The organism is Pedobacter sp. AC379 (assembly GCF_979258145.1).
In genome coordinates, this window is the sequence record NZ_OZ409839.1 from 5,560,010 (window position 1) to 5,582,389 (window position 22,380).

The window sequence follows — 22,380 nt, forward strand, 5'->3', positions numbered from 1 at the left end:
AGAATCGAGTAAGAAGCAGGGAATTAGTTTCCCTGCTGTCTCCTCACACCACCGTACGTACCGTTCGGTATACGGCGGTTTGTTAGAATAACTTCGTTTGGTGTGTCGTTTTCCAATAGTAATAATTGGTAAATCCATCAAGTCCATGCCTCAAAAAGAACTTCTTGTCAAGGGTTGTAAGTAATATCGGGCTGTTTGCAGTCCTACAGTACCCCTTACGGGTATTGGCCAATTGATAGGCCCTTGATTTTACCAACCCCATCTTCATTAAATTCCGCGCTCTACCCGTTATACTCTTCCATTGCTTCCAAAGAACAATCCGCAGTCTGGTCCTCATCAACTCGTCCAGTCTGGTCATATGACTCTTTGCTTCTGCAATAGAGAAATAATTAACCCAACCATGAATGATTTCCTTAAGCGTTAATATTCTTTCTTGGAATGGAACTGGTTGGCTACGTTTAGTTTGCTCCCGGATTTTCTCCTTGATCGCTCTTAGAGATTTGGATGAAATTCGCATCTTCCATCCCTCTTTGCTACCATAGAATGAAAACCCGAGCAGACTACTTTGGCTTGGCCTGCTAACCTTACTTTTCTCCCTGTTAACCTTCAGTTTCAGGCAGTCTTCCAGATATACTGAAATACTTCTCATTACCCGGTGTCCTGATTTCCTGCTTCTTAGATAGATACTGCAATCATCAGCATATCGCACGAACCTGTGCCCACGCTCTTCGAGCTTAACATCGAGTTCGTGAAGGATAACATTTGATAGTAACGGACTTAATGGACTGCCTTGTGGCGTTCCTTCTTTTCTTGGGCTGACCAATCCATTCTCCATGATCCCCACACTCAAATAAAGACGAATAAGCTTCAATGTCCGCTTATCCTTTATGTTTACTGACAGCAGATGCATAAGTTTATCATGGTTTACCCGGTCAAAAAATTTGTCCAGGTCAAGTTCCACAATCCAGGTGTAACCTGTGTTAAGATATTCCTGAGCCTTTAACACTGCCTGATGGGCATTGCGATCTGGCCGGAAACCATAACTATCAGAGGAAAAGTCGCCCTCGTACTTGGGGCTCAGCCATTGAGAGATGGCCTGCTGGATCAACCGGTCAATGACCGTTGGGATGCCAAGCATCCTCTTACCACCACTGCCTTTGGGTATCTCTACCTTTCTTACAGCGTTCGGTCGGTAATGGCCTGATAAAATATCACTCCGTAATGCCTGCCAGTTAGCATTCAGGTAGTCGCGAAGTTCATCGGTCTGCATACCATCAATACCACCAGCACCCTTATTGGCAGTAACCTGCCTAAAGGCTCTTTGTACATTTCGGATGTCTAATATTTCTTCAAGCATAATACTAAAAAAAAAACTCCTTCCCAGGCATTGTGTACATTGGTTGCACGGCTCGGCTCAGCTCCTCTTATAATTTACTCTCGGATTCCGTCCTACCCTCATATAAGCAGTTCTCTAATGTGGTTCCGCTGTAAACGCTCTGCCATAAACTTCCTGTTTCCTTTGCCATCCTAACATTTGGTCCTTTCTGCATCCGAAAAATGCAGTACTACGACCGCTGCTGACTTCTGATTGAGGCATTTAACATCTCTGCCAAATGTTTCTTCTCCTGTAATCGCGCTTACAATTGACAGAACTCATTCAGATCTCCCGGGGTAAGACAATCTACTTCCTATGGATGTGGCCTCTGTATCTGCGTAATAGTCCCCGTGCAGTATTGGGCTTCTGTTTGTTTCGCAACATCACCCGGACTAAATCCGCCTCGTATACAGTTTCTGTTCGTAAGCCCCCATATTTGCCGCGGACTTCCTTCAGATTCGCAGTCACCCACGACACCCTTGTCTCGAGCTAACACTTCCTACTGCTAAGCGTGTTCGGGACTTGAACCCTATAGTCGATTGCCATGCCCGGCGCACGAAAGATTAAAAGCATCGGCTAAAACCGGTGCTTTTTTGTTATTTTGAAATATGTATTCTACACGTTTAACGGTTTTTGCAGAAATTGATGGTATTGGCTCTGCTTCTGGCCTATTTCTTCATAAAGATTTATTGTACATTATTGGGGATAATAGTGGCTATATCAATGAATATAATATTAAAACCAAAGCAGTACGGAAGATTCAGATTTTATTTGATCCAGCGCTTTCACAACTCGAGAATATACCTAAGCCCTTAAAACCCGATTTCGAAATCCTTTGTCAGCACGGCGATAAATTATACATTTTAGGTTCTGCTTCAACACCTAAAAGAAACCTAATGATTGAATTTGACCTGAAAACACAAAAGATTTTTCAAAAAAACCTATCAAAAACTTATACTCACTTACAATCTATAGCCAAAATAGATGCTCAGAATTTTAACCTCGAAGGTGCAATTTTTACCGGCAACAAATGGTTATTATTTAACCGCGGTAACGGAACAGACGGAAAAAACGGCATTTTTAAGATCGGGGAAAAAGATTTAGAAAACACATTGCATGCCACCTTCAACAGCTTTAAACTTCCTAATATCAATGATGTAGAATCTTCTTTTACGGATGCGTTATTGCTAAAAAATGATATATTTTTTATTGCCACGGCAGAGAATAGCAAATCGACCTATGCGGATGGTGATATTTTAGGCAGTTTTATTGGGAGTATTAATTTTGAAACTTTAAAGTTAAATTTTATCAATAAAATTACCGGAAATCATAAGTTTGAAGGAATTACCTTGCACAGTCAAAATGAACACCAAGCAACATTTCTATTGTGTGAAGATCGCGATACAGATGAACTTAAAACGGTGATTTATAAGTTAGAGATTAATCATAGCTGATAGTTGTCAGCTTTAGAGCCATTTAGTTATCAAATTGACAGTTATTTAAATCAATAATGTTAATTTAAACTTACATCATAGACATATAAATATTACATTTGAATAATCCCATATTTAATGATAGCGTCCATTTAAAAAAGAAATATGCTACAAGAGGATTATTTAGAAGATTATCAAAATTTATTTTCTGTTTTCAATGCCATTCATCCACTTAGTGAGGAATTAAAATCGGCTATCATTAAGAACAGCCATATTGCTAAAGTCGATAAAAAAACCACACTATTAAGCGCAGGAGAAAACAGTAATACCATCTATTTTATTGTTTCAGGTGGCGCGAGGGTATATTATCTTGATAAAGATGGCAAACAAACCAACACCTGGTTTTTATTCGAAAACGAATTGCTGATTTCTGTTTATGGTTTCTTCACCGGACAACCCAGCTTCGAGTATATTGAAACTTTAGAAGACACAACTCTTATAGTGGTAAAAAGAGAAAAACTTGATGAACTGTACCTTAAGTTTATGGAGTTCAATTATATCGGCCGAAAACTCACAGAATATTATTACATCCGTAACGAAGTACAGGCCAATGAACTACGAATGTTGAGTGCAAAAGAGCGTTACGAACAATTGTTTAAGCGTAATCCACAGCTTTTTCAGCGTGTTTCTTTGGGTCACATTGCCTCGTATTTGGGTATCTCCCAGGAGACGCTGAGCCGGATTAGAAAGTAAGCCGTTTTTGACTTTTATCAAAAGTCATATCATCCTGAGCATATAGATTTGTTTATCTAAAAGAAACCTATGAAAAACAAATCTAAATTCCCCAATCTTACCTTAATAATTGTATTCTTTTGTTTAATATTTAATGGATCCTGCAAGAAAGACTTGGATACAAACGAAAAAGTTTCTAACCATGAAATCACAAGACTTAAAGATTGGTTTCAAATAAATTCAGTTGATCAAAAATTCAATAGATTTAAAACAATGACCCCTAATTGGGAATCTACTTTAGTTAATAACTAACCAGACCAAGAAGTGTATGAGATAAGCCTAAATAATTCTGAACAAATTTTTCAATCCACCATAATTTTGGAAAAGGGGAGTGAAAAAAAATTCATAAAAAAAAACAATATTCGATTACTGATATTCAAAGATAAAAAAACCAATAAATTCCTTTATGGAAGTTATTTATCAATAATTGATGAAAGAACTGGCAACGACCCCAAATCTATAAAATACAAATTTTACCAAAATCTTACAGGCCTAGTTTTATATTATAACATTGATGGAAGTTTTGCTAATGGGTGGAAGTATGTCAATGGCAAAATCTATAACCCAATTACGGCAAGCAGTGAAACAGCAATGATCAATTCGAATTTTGATAAGCTTTCTCAAATTGGAAAAAACAACTTTGATCGCGGTAAATTATTAAAAGAGTCGTCAGATCCTTGCTTAACTGGTATACCTGAATACGCTGTAAGTTGTGTGGGCACAAATGCGTATATGGAATGTACCTATGCAATAACTGGTTATACCTATGTAAGTATGTGTATAGGTGGCGGCAGCTATGGAGATCCAGGCACCTATTATCCAAAACTAATAGATGACCCTCATAACAATGGAAACGGCTCTATCACGACCAAAATGACTATGCCCCCTCCTCCTGAAATACCAATAACAGACATTATAAAATACCTTAGCTGTTTTGACAAAAGCAAGCCTGCAAGTTTAACTATTTACGCAGAAAAGATAGCGACTTCGTTTCCTGGACATGCATTTATATCAATTAAACAGGGATCTAATACAATGGTTTTGGGGTTTTACCCTAAGGAAAGCTTTCCTAGCACTGTTTCAGGACCTGGAATCATGGGTGACAATGGAGAGCACGCGTATAATTCAGCTACCAATTATGGAGATATTTCTGCTGAAAAACTACAAAAGATCATTGATACGATTATCAAATTCTCATCTAGTAATTATATTTTAACCAATAATAACTGTGCTAATTTTGTATTAGAAGTGCTAAAAATAATGGGGGTAACAGACATGACAGGAATTTGCACTCCAGATAATATATATGATATAACTAAGCCATATGCAACAAGTATGAATGGAAAAGCCCCAAAAACTCAAAGAACTTGTAATTAATTTAAATACTATGAGATACTTAAAAATTTTATCAATCATTTCTTTTCTGCTCATTAACGGACTAGGAGAACATGGTATTCCAACTTTTGCCGGGATTGGGCTTTGTATGTATCAGTTTGTAAGTGATTTACTCAATTATATCCACTATAAAAACATAGAAATTTCCTGGTCATTAGGTCTTGTTGGCATTTCTACAATTGCTTCTATTTTGATCATATTATTATCAAGAAGATATAAAAATCGTTATCCATTACTAGTTTCTTTTATAATTCTATGCTGTACTGGAGTATATATGTGTGGAGTGCTTCGTCACTATGATAAAATACAACCTTGGTTTATATATCCGTTTTTAGTTTTTGTAATAAGTTCTGTTATATTAATTATAAAGAATTTTAAAAATTTAGATGCTAGTACTTTACAAAAAAGCCCATAGGGAAACATCTGGTTTAAGAGTTTTTATTATCAGCGGGAGGCATTTAGATTTATTAAATATTTTCAAATTGAATATTCCATCAAAATCGGTTACATATAACATTAAATGCTCTATCGAACTAAAAATTAGTAAAATGATTTTCACATTTACTTACAAGCGAATTATTCAACTTCTTTTGATATTACTCCTTGTTCTAACTACGTATATAGGCATTCCAGAGGAGTACCCGGGCCGACACATAACTACCTACCTTCCAAAAATTAAATCAAACATGAAAAAGTTATTAATTATTTTTCTTTTAGCAATAGCATTATTGCCTGCTAAAAATGCTCACGCACAAAATACCAATAGAAATTTTGGGCAAATACTGCAAACCTACTATCTATTTCAAGATAAAGACATTGTTGAAAAAGCCATCGATTTTGTAAATAATACACCAGGTAATTATAATAAGCTGAGCCCCATTTTAACTGGTTTCTTTGGTGCGGCATTTATTAGCAATGAAACATTAAAGAAAAATTTCACGCTAAACATCAATCGTGTACAAAAACCAGAATTTAAGCAATTATTTATTTCTCTATTCTCCTTAAATATTGATACGCTTTATTCGCAAACCAAATTAACAGCATCATTAAATGACATGTACTGGTCTTCATTCTTTGCAACGGGCAACACAAAATATCTCGATAATATTATATCACATATACCCTATGCAGAAAACAGAAGCGACTTAAATTTATTTCTTGCCGGCTCTAGTGCAAAATGGTCGTTATGCAGCAATTCGATGCAAAATGATAAAGTGAATAAACATCTAAATGCGTTAAAGGATAAAAATCCCTTACTCAAAGAAATTTTAGAAAATGATCCTCAATATTTTCGGGAGGTTATGATTGACATTTTGAAGAAACAAAGAGAAAACGGCATTTGGAATTAAAACTAATTTAATGAAGAGCTGTAAACTTTCTAGCAAATTGGCTATAAAAGTTGACAACTCTTAGTTTTAATTCTTTAGTAAACTCCTTACAGAAACTTTTGGTGTTTCGCCGGCCGGTACAATAAAAATGGCATCATTTTCTATCGTTTGCCCTTCGTCGAGGTAATAACCTGCTGTAACCGGCAATATAGCTGTTGTTGTTTTTCCGTCTTTATCTCTCGTAGGATAAGTAACATTTATTAAATGACTTTTCATACTCACCTGAACCTTTTTGGAGGTTAACCTTGCTCCGGTTGCATTAATACAATCCAATTCAACAATTTTTGAACTGCTAATTCCAGACAAGTCCATTGAATTTGACAAACGGATATTTAAAGATTTGCCTGTATTGTTTTTAACTGAAGCCAAAACCTTGTAACGGTCGAAATCCTGATCCTTAATGGTTAATTTTTCTTTATTTACCACCGAGTACGTAACTGCGATTCCATTAAGGTTTACAGTTTCGCCATCTTTGATCTGTTGTGCCTTTGATACTGATGCTATTGCTAATAAAGGCAATAAAAAAACAAATGATTTAATCCATTTCATAATTGTTATTTCTTAGGTACAGCCAATTTAGGTATAAAAGCTGATTAACATCAGTTATTTCTTTGATTCATCAATCGCTTTATTAACCACATCCTGTATTCTTCCCCTAATCTTTAAATTAGATAATTTATCGGTAACGGTGGGGTTAACACGGTTAGATAAAAATACATACACCAACCCACGCGATGGATCTACCCAAACACAGGTTCCGGTGTACCCTGTATGGCCATAGGTTTGTGGTGAAGCCAGTTCTGACGGATAGTGTTTGGTACTATCAGGATCCCAGCGGTCGAAACCTAAGCCTCTCCTGCTCACATTCGATTGTTTTGAAGTAAACATATCAACTGTTGTATTTTTAAAATACTCCACTCCTCCATAACTGCCACGGTTTAAAAGCATCTGATATATGATGGCAAGATCGTTGGCACTGGCAAACAAACCCGCATGTCCGGATACGCCACCAGCTAATGCCGCGCCCTGATCATGAACGTAGCCAACTAATAACGTTTTTCTGAAATACTTGTCATCTTCTGTCGGGATAATCTGTTCTGGCTTAAAACGGTTACGTGGCAAAAACCCTGCAGTCTGCATCCCCAGGGGTTTGTAGAAATTTTCGTAAGCATACTGATTTAAAGGCTCTTCGCTAATGTGCTCAACAATATCTTTCATCACATACATACTGATGTCGCTGTATACATATTTGCCCCGCGTTCTTATAGGAGAATCAAGCATTTTAGGCCACATAAAATCCTTAAAAAAGCCTTTTTTAATATAATAGTTATCAGCCACTTTGGTAGGGAAAGCTGCTGATGAATCTCTGCTGTAATCGCCAGTTTTCACATAATCATGAAAAGGAATGTAAGGGATAAAGCCCGCCTGGTGCAACATTACTTCACGCACCTGGATATTGCTCATTGGTGTGGTACGCGCTTTTGGAATGTAAGCACCAATATTGGTGTCGAGTTTTAATTTACCTTCTTCAAACAAACGCATTACCGCTGGTGTGGTAGCTGTTACCTTTGTAACCGAAGCCAGATCGAAAATATCAGTTACTTTATCTGGTACATTGGTATCATAGGTATGTGTACCATAGGCCTTGTTAAAAATTACTTTTCCATCTTTAGCCACTAAAACCACCAGCCCTGGGGTAGCTTTCTGACTGATTGCTTCTGAAGCAATGGCATCAATTTCTTTTAAATTATTTGAGTTTAAGCCAGCATCTTCTGGTACGGTATATTTCAATCGCGTAGCAGTGGTTACATAACCAGAGCCCATGGTATAACGCGCAGAGTACGCAGTGGTTAACTTGTTTACAGCGGCTATACCTCCAAAAATATATTGTGGAACAATTGCCGCCGCATCAGCATTGTTTTGAGCCGTCCACACGACTGGCGATTTTATCAGATCAAAAGATTTTAAACCTGGTCCGTTGCCAAAAAAGGAAATGATAACCTGTTTATTTTTGCTGATGCTGTTAATAAAATTGATGTATTTAGGCTTATTTATGTTCTGGTCGTCGATTGTAATTAAAATGGTATTAAAATATTTAAGGTCATCTTCTAAATCGTTCAGGTTTACACTATCCTTATAAGAATCGGCAGAAAACGAGGTGATTTTATCGTATTTATTGGCCAAACTATCAAATACTGAACTATATGCGAAGCTCAAACTTACAGCAGCAATATTTTTTTTATCGAGAGATTTTACAGGGATAATTGCATCCTGGTTATTCAACAATACAGTTGTACCAGATATGGCATTGGCAAGGGTGAGTTTTTTCTCATTAGCTGTATGCTCCTGTGCGCAGGCCATTAAACATAAAACATTGCAGCAGGTTGCTACAGCCAGGATATACAATCTATTTCGCTTCATATACTTTTTCTCCGTTCAGATAGGTTTTTAAAACTTTGGTTTTTAATATGTTTTGTGGTGTTGATTTTAAAATGTCCTGATCAAGAATTACAAAGTCGGCTAGTTTACCTTCTTCCAGACTTCCTTTTTCTTGTTCTTCGAAATTAGCTTTTGCCGCCCAAATCGTCATTCCGCGTAAAGCTTCCTCTGGTGCTAAAGCATTTTCCATCTGAAAACCTCCTTTTGGAAAACCTTTTGCATCTTCTCTCACCGTTGCTGCATAAAACGTTAATAATGGATTAATGTTTTCGACCGGAAAATCGGTACCTAAAGGAATCCAACCGTTCTGCTTCAATAATTGTTTGTAGGCATAAGCACTTTTCAACCTTTCGGCACCTAAACGCTGTCCGGCCCAATACATATCAGAAGTAGCATGTGTAGGTTGCACAGAAGGTACAATGTTTGCTTTCCCGAAAAGATTAAAGTCGTTTTTATTTACCATTTGTGCATGCTCAATCCGCCACCGCTGATCGTTTTTACCTTTTAAAATTTTATTGTAAATATTCAGGATTACCCTGTTGGCCGAATCGCCTATGGCATGGGTACACATTTGAAAGTGGTTTGCTGCAATTTTTTCGGCCACTTCTTCGAAGTGCTTTTGATTGCTGAGCAGAAAACCTGTTTTACCGGGCATATCGCTATATGGATGCAACAAACATGCCCCGCGGGATCCTAATGCACCATCGGCATAAACTTTAAATGAACGGACATTTAGCCTGTCGGTTTTTATCGGGCCGCGACTAAATAGGTATTTATAATTATCAGGTTCATCAGATAGCATTACATAAAGCCTCATTTTAAGCTTTTTCTCTTTCTGAAGTTTTTCAATAAACTCTACTGCCAGGTAACTTAAACCGCAATCATCAATGGTGGTTAGGCCTGCAGCGAAACAATTTTTTTGTGCATCAACAAATATTTTCTCCGCCTGTTTAGCATTTGGCGAAGGAATTTTACGCTCTACCAAGCCTACTGCATTATCGATTAAAACACCTGTTAACTTTCCATTTTGCGTTAGCATATCGCCACCTACCAGTTTCTGTGAGCCTTTGATGCCTGCATCATCCAGTGCTTTTTGGTTGGCAATTGCGGCATGACCATCGATACGGTTTAGAAACACCTGGCGACCGGGAAAAAGTGCTGTAAGTTTATCATTTGTAGGAAAAGCTTTGTCATCCCAATCGTTCTGATCCCAACCGTTACCAATTAGCCAGCCTTCAGGATGTGTTTTAGCGAAATCAGTTAAGCGACTGATGACTTCTTCCCAAGATTTTGTTTCTCGTAAATCGGCGGTTTGTAAACTTTGTCCGTAACCATAAAAGTGCGCATGTGCATCAATAAAACCAGGATAAACTGCTTTACCTTCGGCATTAATTTCTTCTCTTCCCTTGTATTTCCCTTTAATTTCATCGCTGCTACCCAATAACAATATCTTCCCGTTATTTACCGCAAAGGCTTCAACTGTATCGAAATCGCTATTTACGGTATATACTTTAGCATTGTAAACGATTACATCAACTTCTTCTTTTTTAGTACAAGAAGTGAATAGTAAAGCCAGAAAGAGACTGTATAAAGTGGTTTTCATATCGATAAAGATAGAAAATTGAATGCATTTGCTTTTGTAAATTCGGTTTTACAGAGAGATTGTGAAATAGTTTGCCACGGAAACACGGAAGTGACGGATTATTGGCTCGTGCATAGTTTAATTTATAGCTTTAGGCTTCTGTTAAGATTTCTCAGCAATATTTTTAACCACATATAGACACGGATAAACACAGATTTAAATTGTGATGTAATCTCCATGGTCTGTGTAGCGGCAAATCAGTACAAATTATTTCTGTACCCTGCCTATTTCAATAATTTTTTAATAGATCCTGAAACAAGTTCAGGAGGACGAATCTTCTTTAAACTGTTAATTGATTTTCGTTAATCATAATGGAGACTCATCTAATAGGATATTTTTAACCACAGATAGACACGGATAAACACAGATTTTGATTTTATGATGTACTTAATCCGTAGTCTGTATTGCCATAGATCAGCACTTATCATTTCTGTATCCTGCCAATTTCAAAAATTTTTAATAGATCCTGAAACAAGTTCAGGAGGACGAATCTTCGACAGATTTTGATTCTATAATGCACTTAATCCGTATTCTGTATCGCCACACATCAGTGCAAATCATTTCTGTATCCTGCCAATTAAATAATATTTTAATAGATCCTGAAACAAGTTCAGGAGGACGAATCTTCGACAGATTTTGATTCTATGATGCACTTAATCTTTGGTCTGTGTCGCCATAGATCAGTACTTATCATTTCTGTATCCTGCCAATTTTAATAATTTTTAATAGATCCTGAAACAGGTTCAGGAGGACGAATCTTCGACAGATTTTGATTCTATAATGCACTTAATCCGTAGTTTGTGTCGCCACAGAACAATACAAATCATTTTCGTATCCTGCCTATTTCAATAATATTTTAATAGATCCTGAAACAAGTTCAGGAGGACGAATTTTCGTACTGTTAATTGATTAACGGTGCATAGAAAATATTTTCATCCTTTAAAATTAATTGAGTCTTGCTACAGGATAACAATCTAAATAAAACAGCTTGCTAAGCAATTCATTCTATTTACCTACAGTCATTTATCTGTTGAGTTTTAAACAAATCCGGTTCTTTAAGCTTATTTTGCATAATTTAGCGAATTCACTTTGCCTTAATACATGACTGATATTATTCACTTATTGCCTGATGCCGTTGCCAATCAAATTGCTGCTGGGGAAGTTGTTCAACGACCTGCTTCTGCGGTTAAAGAATTGCTCGAAAACTCAATAGATGCCGGCGCAGACAAAATTCAACTTGTAGTAAAAGATGCGGGAAAGGCACTGATTCAGATTATTGATAATGGCTGCGGCATGAGCGTTACCGATGCCAGAATGTGCTTTGAACGCCACGCCACTTCTAAAGTTAAAAAGGCGGAAGATTTATTTGCCATACGCACAATGGGTTTCCGTGGCGAGGCCATGGCTTCTATCGCAGCAATTGCGCAGGTAGAAATGAAAACCCGCAGGCATGAAGATGAAATTGGCACCTGTATTTCTATTGAAGGTGCCCAGGTTACCAACCAGGAACCGGTAGCAACCTCTCCCGGAACTCAGATTTCGATTAAAAACTTATTTTTCAATACACCCGCCCGAAGGAATTTTCTTAAAAGTAACCCGGTAGAAATGCGCCACATCCTGGATGAATTTCAAAGGGTTGCATTGGCACATCCAAATGTGTTTTTTAGTTTGCATCACGATGGTGTGGAAATATTTAATCTGCCAAAAGGCAATTTGAAACAGCGGATTGTTCACCTTTTTGGCAACAATTACAACGAACGTTTAGTGCCCGTTGAAGAAGAAACGACCATTATAAACCTAAAAGGATATATTGGCAAACCTGCTTTTGCAAAAAAAACCAGGGGAGAACAGTTCTTTTTTGTTAACAACCGTTTTATAAAAGACCCCTATTTAAACCACGCAGTAAGTTCTGCTTTTGAAGAATTGTTGCCCGATGACAGTTATCCGCTATATGTGTTGTTTATCGAGATTGATCCTTCAAAAATTGATGTAAATGTACATCCTACAAAAACGGAGATAAAATATCTGGATGAAAAATCCATTTATGCCATTATGAAATCGGCGGTAAAACGTTCAATTGGCCGTTACAATATTTCGCCAACCTTAGATTTTGACCAGGAAACAGGTTTTAGCAATATGATTACTCACAAAGCGGTTGAAGATATAGTACCGCCGAGTATAAATTTTAATCCTGATTTTAACCCGTTCGCCAGCGATAGCAGTTCTACCTCGGGTTACGCTACCTCACCCCGAAATTATGATGCAAAACCCAGCGCCAAAAACTGGGGCTCCCTTTATGATATCACCGCACAACCTGTTGTAGAGCAAACTTCTATTTATGCGGATGAAAGCGTTTTAGAAACCAAACAAAAACAATATATGCAGTTGCATAACCGCTATATTGTTTCACAAATAAAATCGGGTTTGATGGTTATCGACCAACAAATGGCACATGAGCGGATCCTTTACGAGCGTTTTCTCGTACATCTGGATGATCGCAAAGGAGCATCACAGCAGAGCTTGTTTCCACAAACCATTACACTTAATGCCAACGATTTTGAACTGGCAAAAAGTTTATTGGATGATATAAAAAGTTTGGGTTTTGATGTACGAGAATTTGGGAAAAATACGTTGGTAGTAGAGGGTGTTCCTGTTGATTTAGGCAGCAGCAATATTAACGAAACCCAATTATTTGAACAGTTGATTGAGGGCTTTAAAAACTCGCAACAGGAACTAAAATTGAGCAAACGTGATAGTCTTGCCCGGAGTTTAGCAAAAAACAGTGCCATTAAAGCAGGTACAAGCCTCGGGCAGGAGGAAATGAATACCTTGATTGATGAGCTTTTTGCCTGCAAAACCCCTAACTTTAGCGTAAGCGGTAAACCGATTATCCAAACCATAACTTTGGCCGAATTGGATAAGAAGTTTGAGAAGAGTTAGGTGTTGAATTTGGAGTCGATTAATCAATTTAAACAATTTATCAGGCTCAGCGTTTGGTGTTAGGCGTTTAGTACCGACTAACCAATTTGAAAAATTAACCGATTAACCTGTTTAAACAATTAACCACGACTGAACAATTAACCGATTAATCAATTTTAAAATTTAAATGAATAACATATATATTCCACCAGTAGTAAAGAACTTGCTGATCATTAACGTTCTATTTTTTGCTGCTACTTTTTTGCTTACTAATCTCCATTTGGATGATCTATTAGGGGTTTTTTATTTTGATTCTCCAAAATTTAGGTTTTGGCAACCCATTACCTATATGTTTATGCATGGCGGTATAGCACATATATTTTTTAATATGTTTGCGCTATATTCTTTTGGCAGCTTATTAGAAACGAGATGGGGCGGAAAAAAATTTATTATTTTTTACTTCATCACCGGTTTAGGTGCACTTGCATTGCAATGGGCGGTACAGGCTTATGAGGTACATCAGATAATCGGTAGCGTTACCAATAACGGAAAAATCGATCTAACCGCTTTATTTCGGGGCGAGTTTAACACAAGTCAGCTTTCAATGGCCCAGGCCATTACACTACGCAGTATTTACTTTGGTGGCATGGTTGGTGCATCGGGTGCCATTTTTGGTTTATTGGTTGCTTTTGGCATGCTTTATCCTAATGCTGAATTGTATATTATGTTTATTCCGGTACCGGTTAAAGCCAAATATATTATCCCAATTTATATTTTAGTGGAGTTATCTTTAGGTGTTGCGCAGTTTGAAGGCGATTCTATTGCGCATTACGCCCACCTTGGTGGAGCTTTAATTGGCTTTATCCTTGTTAAAATATGGAAAGATAAAAACGATACATTTTATACCCTTTATGAATAATACTTTCAAAGATTTAAAATACAAGGTTTTTCAATCTGGCAATCCATTGTTCTTTTACCTTGGAGTTAATGTAATATTGTTTTTAGCAATTGCTGTTATTAGTGTATTGAGCTTGCTAAGTGGCAAAGGAGATTTGATTAGTCCGTTTGTTAAGGAATATGTGGGTTTACCCGCAAGTATTTCTAAATTACCGGAACGTTTTTACACGGTACTCACCTACATGTTTATTCATGATGGGATTCTTCACATCCTGTTTAATATGCTGGGTTTATTTTGGTTTGGTAATATATTTATGAATTTCCTAAAAAGCCGCCAGTTTCATTTCGTATACCTGGCAGGTGGTATTTTCGGTGGTTTATTTGCTGTTGCTGCATTAAATATATTTCCGCTTTACGCAAATGGTTTAGAAGGTGTAACCATTGTAGGTGCATCTGCAGCAGTAATGGCCATTATTTTTGCAACAGCAACTTTGGTTCCCAATTATACAATTATGTTGCTTTTCTTTGGTGAAGTAAAGATAAAATGGATTGCCATTGTATATTTTGTGCTTGATTTGATTTCAATCGGTTCTGTAAATGCAGGAGGTAGTTTAGCCCATATTGGTGGTGCACTATTGGGTTTTGTTTTTATTAAGCGTTTACAGAATGGAAGCGACTGGAGCAAAATTTTTGAAAGGAAGCCAAAATTAAAAGTAGTCCGCAATGAAAAACCCGTTAAAAAACCCGAATTTAAAGGCGGCGTTTCTCAACAGGAAATTGATGCCATTTTAGATAAAATATCTACTTCAGGATATGATAAACTAACGGCAATGGAAAAAGAAAAACTATTTAAGGCAAGCAAAGATTAATGGCCACAAAGAAGAAGAAATACAGTTTCCTGGATAAACTCCTTTTACCCGTTGCCGTTTTACTGGCGATTGCCTTGCTTTTGGGTGTACTTGCAGGAAATATGGATCCAAGAAAACATGCTTTGATTGCTTTTTTTGGTTTGGCCTACCCTTTTGTATTATTCATTAATATTATCTTTTTGGTTTGGTGGTTTTTAAGCAAAAAATGGCTTTTTGCTATTGCCACTGTTTTGGTTATCGCTATCGGTGCCAAAACTTTAAAAGCTACCTTTGCCGTTGGTGGTGATGAAGGCCTTTCAGAAAAAGCCGAAAACAGCATCAGAATGATGACTTACAATGTGCATAGCTTTAAACTATATGGCGAAGACAATACCGAATCGGTAAAGGAGAAAATGCTCCAGGTGGTGAAAGATCAAAATCCGGATATCATCTGTTTTCAGGAATTTTTTACCCGTTATAAAGGTGCTTTCGATACTGTTGATAGTTTAAAAGTATTGTTGAATACAAAATATTACTACTTTGTGCCCACCAATAAAAATGATTACGAAGCCACTGGTTTAGCCATTTTTTCTAAATACCCAATTAAAGATTCGGGTAAAATTCCTTTCGTTGAAGGTTTCCCCGGAAATATGAGTATTTATGCAGATCTGAACATTAAAGGAAAAACATTAAGAATTTATAACGTACATTTTCAGTCTATATCTTTCGAAAAACAGGATTACGAATACCTGGACAAGATGAAAGAAATGAATACGGAATTGCAACCTTCGAAGCGGATTTTGAGGATGTTAAAAAGTGCATTTTTAAAACGCAGCGGTCAGGTAGACATCATGAAAAAGGAAATGGCCACCTGTAAAACCCCATACCTTATTGCTGGCGATTTTAATGATACCCCTGCTTCTTATGTAGTTACACAAATTACTACCGGACTAAACAATAGTTTTATAAAAAAAGGCAACGGATTTGGCAAAACATACAATGGCAAATTCCCTAATTTTCAGATCGATTATATTGCCACATCAAAAGATTTAGAGGTGCTCAATTACAAAATTACTCAAGCTAAGTTATCTGATCATTTTCCTGTACGCAGTGATTTGAGGTTTGTACCGTAAACAATTGCAAAACAAAATTGATAGGCTTATTTCGGTCGGTGAGACACCAACCGATAGGATAAACAACCACAAGCCGCTCATTTACTGATTAAAAAACTATCAATTTCTTTTGGAGCGCAAAGCCTATGCAAAACACTAAATTTCTTCCCGTTTTGCGCTTTTACGCTTCGCTTCCTCGTACCTCATTGCTGCAGAGTAACGCTTCAACCGGGGCTAGATGGCCGACATTAGTATTCCATTTGTGAGGTTGCAGGGTGCAGAACCATTGTTCCTAAACCCGACAGAAGCGGCAGCACCGGATTCTTCATCCGGACTATAGCGAATGGCGGGACTGCAAACCGCCAAGAACCACAAGCCGCTCATTTACTAATTAAAAACTATCAATTTAATTTGGAGCGCAAAGCCTATACAAAACATAAATTTCTTCCCGTTCTGCGCTTTTACGCTTCACTTCCTCGTACCTCATTGCTGCAGGGTAACGCTTCAACCGGGGCTAAATGGCCAACGTTAGTATTCTATTTGTGAGGTTGTAGGGTGCAGAACCATTGTTCCTAAACCCGACAGAAGCGGCAGCACCGGATTCTTCATCCGGACTATAGCGAATGGCGGGACTGCAAACCGCCAAGAACCACAAGCCGCTCATTTACTAACTCAATAAATAATAATATGCTTTTATTTCAAGGGCTAATACAGCAGGCAAATAAACTATGGTAAGGTGGTAACACGAATCATGGCATTAATCAAGCATGAAAAAGTCGACCAAATTACTAGCTATTTTTTTTTCTTACCATACATCAACAATAGGTTTGAGGCTTATGTTCATATTTGCCTTATAAATTTAAAAAAAATCTTCAAAAATATGAGTTTAATAGATGCCCTAAACTGGCGTTATGCCGTTAAAAAAATGAACGGTAAACCGGTAGAACAAGAAAAGGTTGATAAAATCATTGCTGCAGCACATTTGGCACCAACATCATCAGGTTTACAGCCTTTTAAAGTTATTGTGGTAACCAATCAGGAATTAAAAGAGAAAATTGCACCGATTGCATATAACCAATCGCAGGTAATCGATTCTTCTCATTTGTTGATTTTCGCCGCAATCGAAAACTATACTGAAGAAGGAATTGATGAAGTTTTTAACAGAATGAATGCTGAGCGGGGCTTACCTTTAGATACTACTGATGCTTACAAAGCACAGTTAAAAGGAATGCTTTTAGCTAAATCTGCTGAAGAAAACTTTAACCATGCTGCGCGCCAGGCTTATATTGGTTTTGGGATTGCTATTGCAGAAGCAGCGGTTTTAAAAGTTGATGCTACCCCAATGGAAGGCTTTAACGGACCAGCTTTAGACGAACTTTTAGGTTTAGATAAAAAAGGTTTAAAAAGCGTAACCTTATTGCCATTAGGTTACAGAGACGAAGCAGGAGATTGGTTGGCAAACCTTAAAAAGGTACGTTCACCAAAAGAAGAATTCTTAATTGAGTTTAAATAGGCAAACCCATTATAATTTAAAAACAGGCCGCTATTTAGTGGCCTGTTTTGTTTAATAGCAGTAATATAGTCGTGGTTTGCAACGAGAATTACATTTACAATGTGGATACACTAATCAAAAAGCTTTCTTATGATCATAAAATCGCAACGCTCCTATCCCCGTTACAAACGAAGTCGATATTAAACGAAGTACCATTGACCATCAAACTTACCTGGAATTTGCAGTCAGTTAACCGATTTAAACGATTAATCAGTTAACCAAAAACAATCTCGTATTAAATCATGAAACAAGTTCAGGAGGATGGTATGCAGGGAATGAACCAATTATTTGTAAAAAAATGTTAAACATCACTACATTTTATGTGCTCTATTTATAATTGGATATATTTACGGGCTTAGCATTTAATATCCAATCATGAAGATTTTTAGATTATCGTTTGTTATACTGTCACTTTTATCCACATTAAGTTTTTCATCTTCGGCACAAACCGATACCATAAGTATAAATTCACTGATCAGCAAAACCAATAAAGTTTTAAGCGATTATCCGGCTGAAAAAATTTATCTCCATTTTGATAAACCTTATTATGCTGTGGCCGATACTGTTTGGTTTAAAGCTTATGTTACCGAAAATCAGAATTTTTTATCCGGCATCAGTAAAATCATTTATGTTGATGTAATTAATCAGAAAGATTCCCTTATTCAAACCTTAAAATTACCTATAACTGGTGGTTTCGCTTATGGTAGTTTCCCTTTAGATCAGGTAAATTACAAGCAAGGCAATTACCACATCAGGGCCTATACCTTGTGGATGCTTAATAGTGAAGATCCTGCTTACTTTAACAAAACATTTTATGTAGGGGAAGCCATTGATAAGGAAGTAAAAACGCATATTACGTATAAAAATACATCTACTGATAAACTTGAAAAAATTGATGCAAGGGTTCAGTTTAAAGATGCCAACAATAAACCTTATGCAAATAAAAGTGTAACATGGCAGGTGGTTACCAGTTATACGGTAATTGCAAAAGGCAGGGGCACAACAGATGCAAACGGTTATTTAACCATTGCTATGAGCAATGCGCAAAAGGCAGAATATCAATTGCAAAAAGGTGAGTTAATTACCAGCATCAACACTACTGATAAAGATGTAGCCAACAGTAGCTTTCAACTTAAAAATGCCATTTTAAGCAAAGATTTTCAATTTTTTCCAGAGGGTGGAAGTATAATTTCAGGTTTAACCAATAAGGTAGCGTTTAAGGCCATTAAAAGTGATGGTTTGGGCATCAGCTCAAAAGGAACCATTACCGATAGCGATGGTAAAACAGCGGCAACTTTTACGGCTCAGCATTTAGGTATGGGCAGTTTTAATTTACTTGCCGAGGCAGGCAAAACTTATAAAGCCGCAGTTACTTATGCCGATGGTACCACACAAAATTATAACTTACCTGCAGTTACAGCCAATGGTATTGCCATAAACATCGATAACAGCAATGCCGATAATGTAGCTATAAAAATTGCGGCCAATGATGCTTTTTTTGAACAAAACCAAGGCAAAAAGTTCTATCTGATTGCACAAAGTAAGGGTGTTATATGTTATGGAGCACAAACTGCGTTATCAAACAAGGAATATAATACCACTGTACTTAAATCTAAATTCCCTAATGGAATTGCCCAGTTTACTTTATTCAATGAATTTGGCAAGCCATTGAGCGAAAGACTGGCATTTGTTCAACACAAAAACACCATGGCAGTAATCCTAACCAGTGCTGCTACTACTTATGGCGTTAAGAAAAAAGTGAAGATAAATGTAGCTGCCAAAAAGGATGGTGCCCCCGTAGAAGGCAGTTTCTCGGTAGCTGTTGTAGATGAAACCAAAGTTCCATCGAGTGAAGATGCAACCAGTACCATATTAACAGGCTTGTTGTTAAGCAGCGATGTTAAAGGCTACATTGAAAAGGCCAACTACTATTTTAATGCCCCCGATGCAAAGAAAAATGCTGATTTGGATGTACTGCTCCTTACCCAGGGATACCGCAGCTTTAAATACACAGATATTGTTGCCAATAAATTGCCTAAAATCGACTTTTTGCCTGAACAAGGCATTGAAATTTCGGGTATTTTACGTCAAAATAATGGCATTCCGGTTAGAAAGGGCGCTTTATTGTTAACCATACCCGATAAACGTTTTAATTTGGAAAGCACCACCGATCCTGTTGGCAATTTTAAATTTCAGAACCTGGTATTTAACGATTCTTCTAAAGTTACCATTACAGCGAAGTATAATGTGAATTATAAAAACATGACTTTGAGCTTAAATGGCGCACCGATTCCATCATTAACAAGAAATTTTAGTGCCGCTGAAGAAGTTTTAAATATCGACAGTGCTTTAACCAATTACCTGGATAACAGCAAAAGACAATATGCCTATTTACACACTTTAAAAGATGTAAACATTAAAGCGGCTGTTGTACCAAAGGTTAGCCATAAGGATTACCCTGCATTAAGCGGACTGAGCCAAATAGCTGATCATGAAATTAGTGGCGACCGTTTAAAAGGTTGTGGTTTATTAATAAACTGTTTACAGGGCATGCTTGCTGGCGTAACCTTTGCTGATAATAACTTTTATGTAAGCAGAGATTACAACCAGGGTAAAAAAGTGCCGATGGGTATTTTCATCAACGGTATGAATGTGGATGTTAACCAGATTAACACCTTAGATGCTAACCAGCTTGAATCTGTTGAGGTTTTCCTGAGAGATGATTTGGGTTTGGTAAACCGAGCAAATAACGTAAATGGTGTAATTGTATTTAACCAGAAGAAAGCACCTAAAGGAACCAAAATTTCGAAAGCCCAATTGATGGATATGCTTCCGAAATATTACGAGCTTACTTTTTCACCACAAGGTTATAACAAAGAGAAACAGTTTTATTCTCCAAAATACGATGTTCCGGCGAGTATGAACCGAAACGATTTAAGAACCACCATATATTGGAACCCTAAAGTTGTAACCGATGCAACTGGTAATGCTTCTTTCGAATATTATAATGCAGATGGTAAAGGCCAGTACAAAGTAATTATTGAAGGTATTGATGCGAACGGAAATTTAGGAAGATCGGTATTTAAGTATCTTGTTAAGTAGTATAGCTTATAGTCGATGGTTGATAGTTAATAGTTAATAGCTAAGGTTATTAACCGAGAGGAATAAGTTATCAATTTTGTAGATGCAGTTGATGAACCCTGGCCATTATACCTTAGATTATTTGTGTTAAGTAGTATAGCTTATAGTCGATGGTTGATAGTCGATAGTTAATAGCTAGGGCTATCAACCCAGAGGAATAGCTACCAATTTGGTATGGGATAATTTATAGGCCCTGGCCATTATTATGCTACTAAACTGATTCCTGGCTACTATAGCTTAGACCATTAACAAATTTGGTATACGCAATTAATCAACCCTAGCCATATACCATTGACTATTAACCAATTTAATTTATACAGTTGATGAACCCTGGCCATTATACCATGGACTATTAACCAATTTAGTTTATGCAAATGATGAAGCCTGGCCATTATACCATGGACTATTAACCATTAACCATCAACCATTACCCATTACCCATCAACCAACAACAACTCTATTCATCCCCCACTCATACCTCATAAGGTAACTTTTCTCCTTTTAAACCAGCTAAAACATTCTTTACAATAATCTGCGCCATGGCTGCCCTTGTTTCTTCAGTGGCCGAACCAATATGTGGTAATACTGCAACACTTTCCATTGCCAGTAATGGATTATTTTTATCCATTGGCTCCGGATTGGTTACATCCAAACCTGCTCCCCAAATTATTTTTTCTTCAAGTGCCTTAATCAAATCCTTTTCGTTATGTATGCCGCCCCTTGCTGTATTAATGAAAATTGAATTGGGTTTCATCTGTTTAAAAACATCAAGGGTAAATTTATCTTTAGTTTCTGGTGTGAGTGCGGTGTGGATAGAAAGCACATCACTTTGAGCCAAAAGTTCTTCAAACGAAACATACGTGGCACCGATTTCTTTTTCAGCTTCTTCGTTACGCGAGCGGTTGTGGTAAATTACCTGCATTTGATAGGCACCGATGCATTTTTTGGCCATTTCCAAACCAATTTTCCCTAAGCCAAAAACACCAAGGGTTTTGCCATTTATTTCAATCCCCAATTCGGGAGTTGGCTCATAGTTTTTCCATTCACCATTAATAATTTTTTTGTGGGCGTAAAAAGCCTTTCGCGATGCGGCAAGCATTAATAAAAAAGCTGTATCTGCAGTGGCACCGCTTAAAACACCCGGAGTATTGCCAATTGGAATATTTAATCGTTTCGCAGCCGCTACATCAACCTGATCGTAACCAACAGACTGTAAAGCGATAACTTTTAAGTGACTGCAGGCTTCAAGAAATTCGGCATTAATTTTATTCGGCCCTACACTGATCAATCCATCCTGATCCTGGCAGGCTTTTATAAGTTCTTCGGCTGTAATCTGCCTGTTTTCTTTCCATTGGGTAATCGAAATGTTGTTTTCTTCCAGTTCCTGTATGCCAACTGAAGCAATATTGCCACTTATAAATACTTTCATATTTTAATTAACAGTAAA

The 22,380-nt window shown here is 37.2% G+C and carries 16 protein-coding genes; 11 read left to right on the forward strand and 5 right to left on the reverse strand.

Annotated features, from left to right (window positions below; genetic code table 11):
- Positions 1-82 precede the first annotated feature (82 nt).
- Complete coding sequence (ltrA, locus tag ACZZZW_RS23970) at positions 83-1,357, reverse strand: group II intron reverse transcriptase/maturase (RefSeq protein WP_463497247.1); 1,275 nt, start codon at positions 1,355-1,357, stop codon at positions 83-85.
- A 626-nt stretch (positions 1,358-1,983) separates the two neighbouring features.
- Between ltrA and ACZZZW_RS23975 the strand changes: the two genes are divergently transcribed.
- From ACZZZW_RS23975 to ACZZZW_RS23995, 5 genes are all read left to right on the forward strand, one after another.
- Positions 1,984-2,829, forward strand: a complete 846-nt coding sequence (locus ACZZZW_RS23975) for a DUF6929 family protein (RefSeq protein WP_463497249.1) — start codon at positions 1,984-1,986, stop codon at positions 2,827-2,829.
- Positions 2,830-2,973: 144 nt separating this feature from the next.
- On the forward strand, positions 2,974-3,561 hold the full coding sequence (locus ACZZZW_RS23980) for a Crp/Fnr family transcriptional regulator (RefSeq protein ID WP_055903118.1): 588 nt from the start codon (positions 2,974-2,976) through the stop codon (positions 3,559-3,561).
- Positions 3,562-3,918: 357 nt separating this feature from the next.
- Positions 3,919-4,977, forward strand: a complete 1,059-nt coding sequence (locus ACZZZW_RS23985) for a hypothetical protein (RefSeq protein WP_463497252.1) — start codon at positions 3,919-3,921, stop codon at positions 4,975-4,977.
- 10 nt (positions 4,978-4,987) lie between these two features.
- A complete protein-coding gene (locus ACZZZW_RS23990) occupies positions 4,988-5,410 on the forward strand; it encodes a hypothetical protein (RefSeq protein WP_157255308.1) in 423 nt (140 codons plus the stop codon).
- A 271-nt stretch (positions 5,411-5,681) separates the two neighbouring features.
- Entirely contained in the window at positions 5,682-6,344 is a 663-nt protein-coding gene (locus ACZZZW_RS23995; protein ID WP_157255309.1) for a hypothetical protein, read from the forward strand.
- Between the two features lie 66 nt (positions 6,345-6,410).
- Here ACZZZW_RS23995 and ACZZZW_RS24000 read toward each other — a convergent pair whose 3' ends face one another.
- Genes ACZZZW_RS24000 through ACZZZW_RS24010 form a run of 3 tightly spaced genes read right to left on the reverse strand, consistent with a single transcriptional unit; the run spans position 6,411 to position 10,425 of the window.
- Positions 6,411-6,932 (reverse strand): hypothetical protein, encoded by a 522-nt coding sequence (locus ACZZZW_RS24000; RefSeq protein ID WP_055903128.1) that lies wholly within the window; start codon positions 6,930-6,932, stop codon positions 6,411-6,413.
- Between the two features lie 54 nt (positions 6,933-6,986).
- On the reverse strand, positions 6,987-8,804 hold the full coding sequence (locus tag ACZZZW_RS24005; RefSeq protein ID WP_463497257.1) for a serine hydrolase domain-containing protein: 1,818 nt from the start codon (positions 8,802-8,804) through the stop codon (positions 6,987-6,989).
- Positions 8,791-10,425 (reverse strand): amidohydrolase, encoded by a 1,635-nt coding sequence (locus tag ACZZZW_RS24010; RefSeq protein WP_055903131.1) that lies wholly within the window; start codon positions 10,423-10,425, stop codon positions 8,791-8,793. The genes ACZZZW_RS24005 and ACZZZW_RS24010 overlap by 14 nt, the downstream gene beginning before the upstream one ends.
- A gap of 1,140 nt (positions 10,426-11,565) precedes the next feature.
- On the opposite strand from ACZZZW_RS24010, the gene mutL reads away from it, so the two are divergent.
- The 6 genes from mutL (at position 11,566) to ACZZZW_RS24040 (ending at position 20,894) form a co-directional block, all read left to right on the forward strand.
- On the forward strand, positions 11,566-13,404 hold the full coding sequence (gene mutL, locus ACZZZW_RS24015) for a DNA mismatch repair endonuclease MutL (protein ID WP_055903134.1): 1,839 nt from the start codon (positions 11,566-11,568) through the stop codon (positions 13,402-13,404).
- A 166-nt stretch (positions 13,405-13,570) separates the two neighbouring features.
- Positions 13,571-14,302 (forward strand): rhomboid family intramembrane serine protease, encoded by a 732-nt coding sequence (locus ACZZZW_RS24020; RefSeq protein ID WP_055903135.1) that lies wholly within the window; start codon positions 13,571-13,573, stop codon positions 14,300-14,302.
- On the forward strand, positions 14,295-15,149 hold the full coding sequence (locus ACZZZW_RS24025) for a rhomboid family intramembrane serine protease (protein WP_463497261.1): 855 nt from the start codon (positions 14,295-14,297) through the stop codon (positions 15,147-15,149). The genes ACZZZW_RS24020 and ACZZZW_RS24025 overlap by 8 nt, the downstream gene beginning before the upstream one ends.
- Positions 15,149-16,261 (forward strand): endonuclease/exonuclease/phosphatase family protein, encoded by a 1,113-nt coding sequence (locus ACZZZW_RS24030; RefSeq protein ID WP_055903139.1) that lies wholly within the window; start codon positions 15,149-15,151, stop codon positions 16,259-16,261. Before ACZZZW_RS24025 ends, ACZZZW_RS24030 begins: the two co-directional genes overlap by 1 nt.
- Positions 16,262-17,120: 859 nt before the next feature.
- Positions 17,121-17,753: an NAD(P)H-dependent oxidoreductase gene (locus ACZZZW_RS24035; protein WP_055903146.1), complete on the forward strand. Its 633-nt coding sequence runs from the start codon at positions 17,121-17,123 to the stop codon at positions 17,751-17,753.
- Positions 17,754-18,167: 414 nt separating this feature from the next.
- The gene (locus ACZZZW_RS24040; protein WP_055903147.1) at positions 18,168-20,894 is read left to right on the forward strand and encodes an alpha-2-macroglobulin family protein; all 2,727 of its coding nucleotides are present in this window, start codon (positions 18,168-18,170) and stop codon (positions 20,892-20,894) included.
- A 511-nt stretch (positions 20,895-21,405) separates the two neighbouring features.
- Here ACZZZW_RS24040 and ACZZZW_RS24045 read toward each other — a convergent pair.
- Positions 21,406-22,362, reverse strand: a complete 957-nt coding sequence (locus ACZZZW_RS24045) for a 2-hydroxyacid dehydrogenase (RefSeq protein WP_463497265.1) — start codon at positions 22,360-22,362, stop codon at positions 21,406-21,408.
- Positions 22,363-22,380: the final 18 nt, after the last annotated feature.

What these genes read in the sequence shown, in the direction of transcription:
- ACZZZW_RS24035 (WP_055903146.1), top strand. Translation starts at nt 17,121, where the DNA reads ATGAGTTTAATAGATGCCCTAAACTGGCGTTATGCCGTTAAAAAAATG.
- ltrA (WP_463497247.1), bottom strand. Translation starts at nt 1,357, where the DNA reads ATGCTTGAAGAAATATTAGACATCCGAAATGTACAAAGAGCCTTTAGG.
- ACZZZW_RS24025 (WP_463497261.1), top strand. Translation starts at nt 14,295, where the DNA reads ATGAATAATACTTTCAAAGATTTAAAATACAAGGTTTTTCAATCTGGC.
- ACZZZW_RS24005 (WP_463497257.1), bottom strand. Translation starts at nt 8,804, where the DNA reads ATGAAGCGAAATAGATTGTATATCCTGGCTGTAGCAACCTGCTGCAAT.
- ACZZZW_RS23995 (WP_157255309.1), top strand. Translation starts at nt 5,682, where the DNA reads ATGAAAAAGTTATTAATTATTTTTCTTTTAGCAATAGCATTATTGCCT.
- ACZZZW_RS24045 (WP_463497265.1), bottom strand. Translation starts at nt 22,362, where the DNA reads ATGAAAGTATTTATAAGTGGCAATATTGCTTCAGTTGGCATACAGGAA.
- ACZZZW_RS24020 (WP_055903135.1), top strand. Translation starts at nt 13,571, where the DNA reads ATGAATAACATATATATTCCACCAGTAGTAAAGAACTTGCTGATCATT.
- mutL (WP_055903134.1), top strand. Translation starts at nt 11,566, where the DNA reads ATGACTGATATTATTCACTTATTGCCTGATGCCGTTGCCAATCAAATT.
- ACZZZW_RS24010 (WP_055903131.1), bottom strand. Translation starts at nt 10,425, where the DNA reads ATGAAAACCACTTTATACAGTCTCTTTCTGGCTTTACTATTCACTTCT.
- ACZZZW_RS23990 (WP_157255308.1), top strand. Translation starts at nt 4,988, where the DNA reads ATGAGATACTTAAAAATTTTATCAATCATTTCTTTTCTGCTCATTAAC.
- ACZZZW_RS24030 (WP_055903139.1), top strand. Translation starts at nt 15,149, where the DNA reads ATGGCCACAAAGAAGAAGAAATACAGTTTCCTGGATAAACTCCTTTTA.
- ACZZZW_RS24000 (WP_055903128.1), bottom strand. Translation starts at nt 6,932, where the DNA reads ATGAAATGGATTAAATCATTTGTTTTTTTATTGCCTTTATTAGCAATA.
- ACZZZW_RS23975 (WP_463497249.1), top strand. Translation starts at nt 1,984, where the DNA reads ATGTATTCTACACGTTTAACGGTTTTTGCAGAAATTGATGGTATTGGC.
- ACZZZW_RS23980 (WP_055903118.1), top strand. Translation starts at nt 2,974, where the DNA reads ATGCTACAAGAGGATTATTTAGAAGATTATCAAAATTTATTTTCTGTT.
- ACZZZW_RS24040 (WP_055903147.1), top strand. Translation starts at nt 18,168, where the DNA reads ATGAAGATTTTTAGATTATCGTTTGTTATACTGTCACTTTTATCCACA.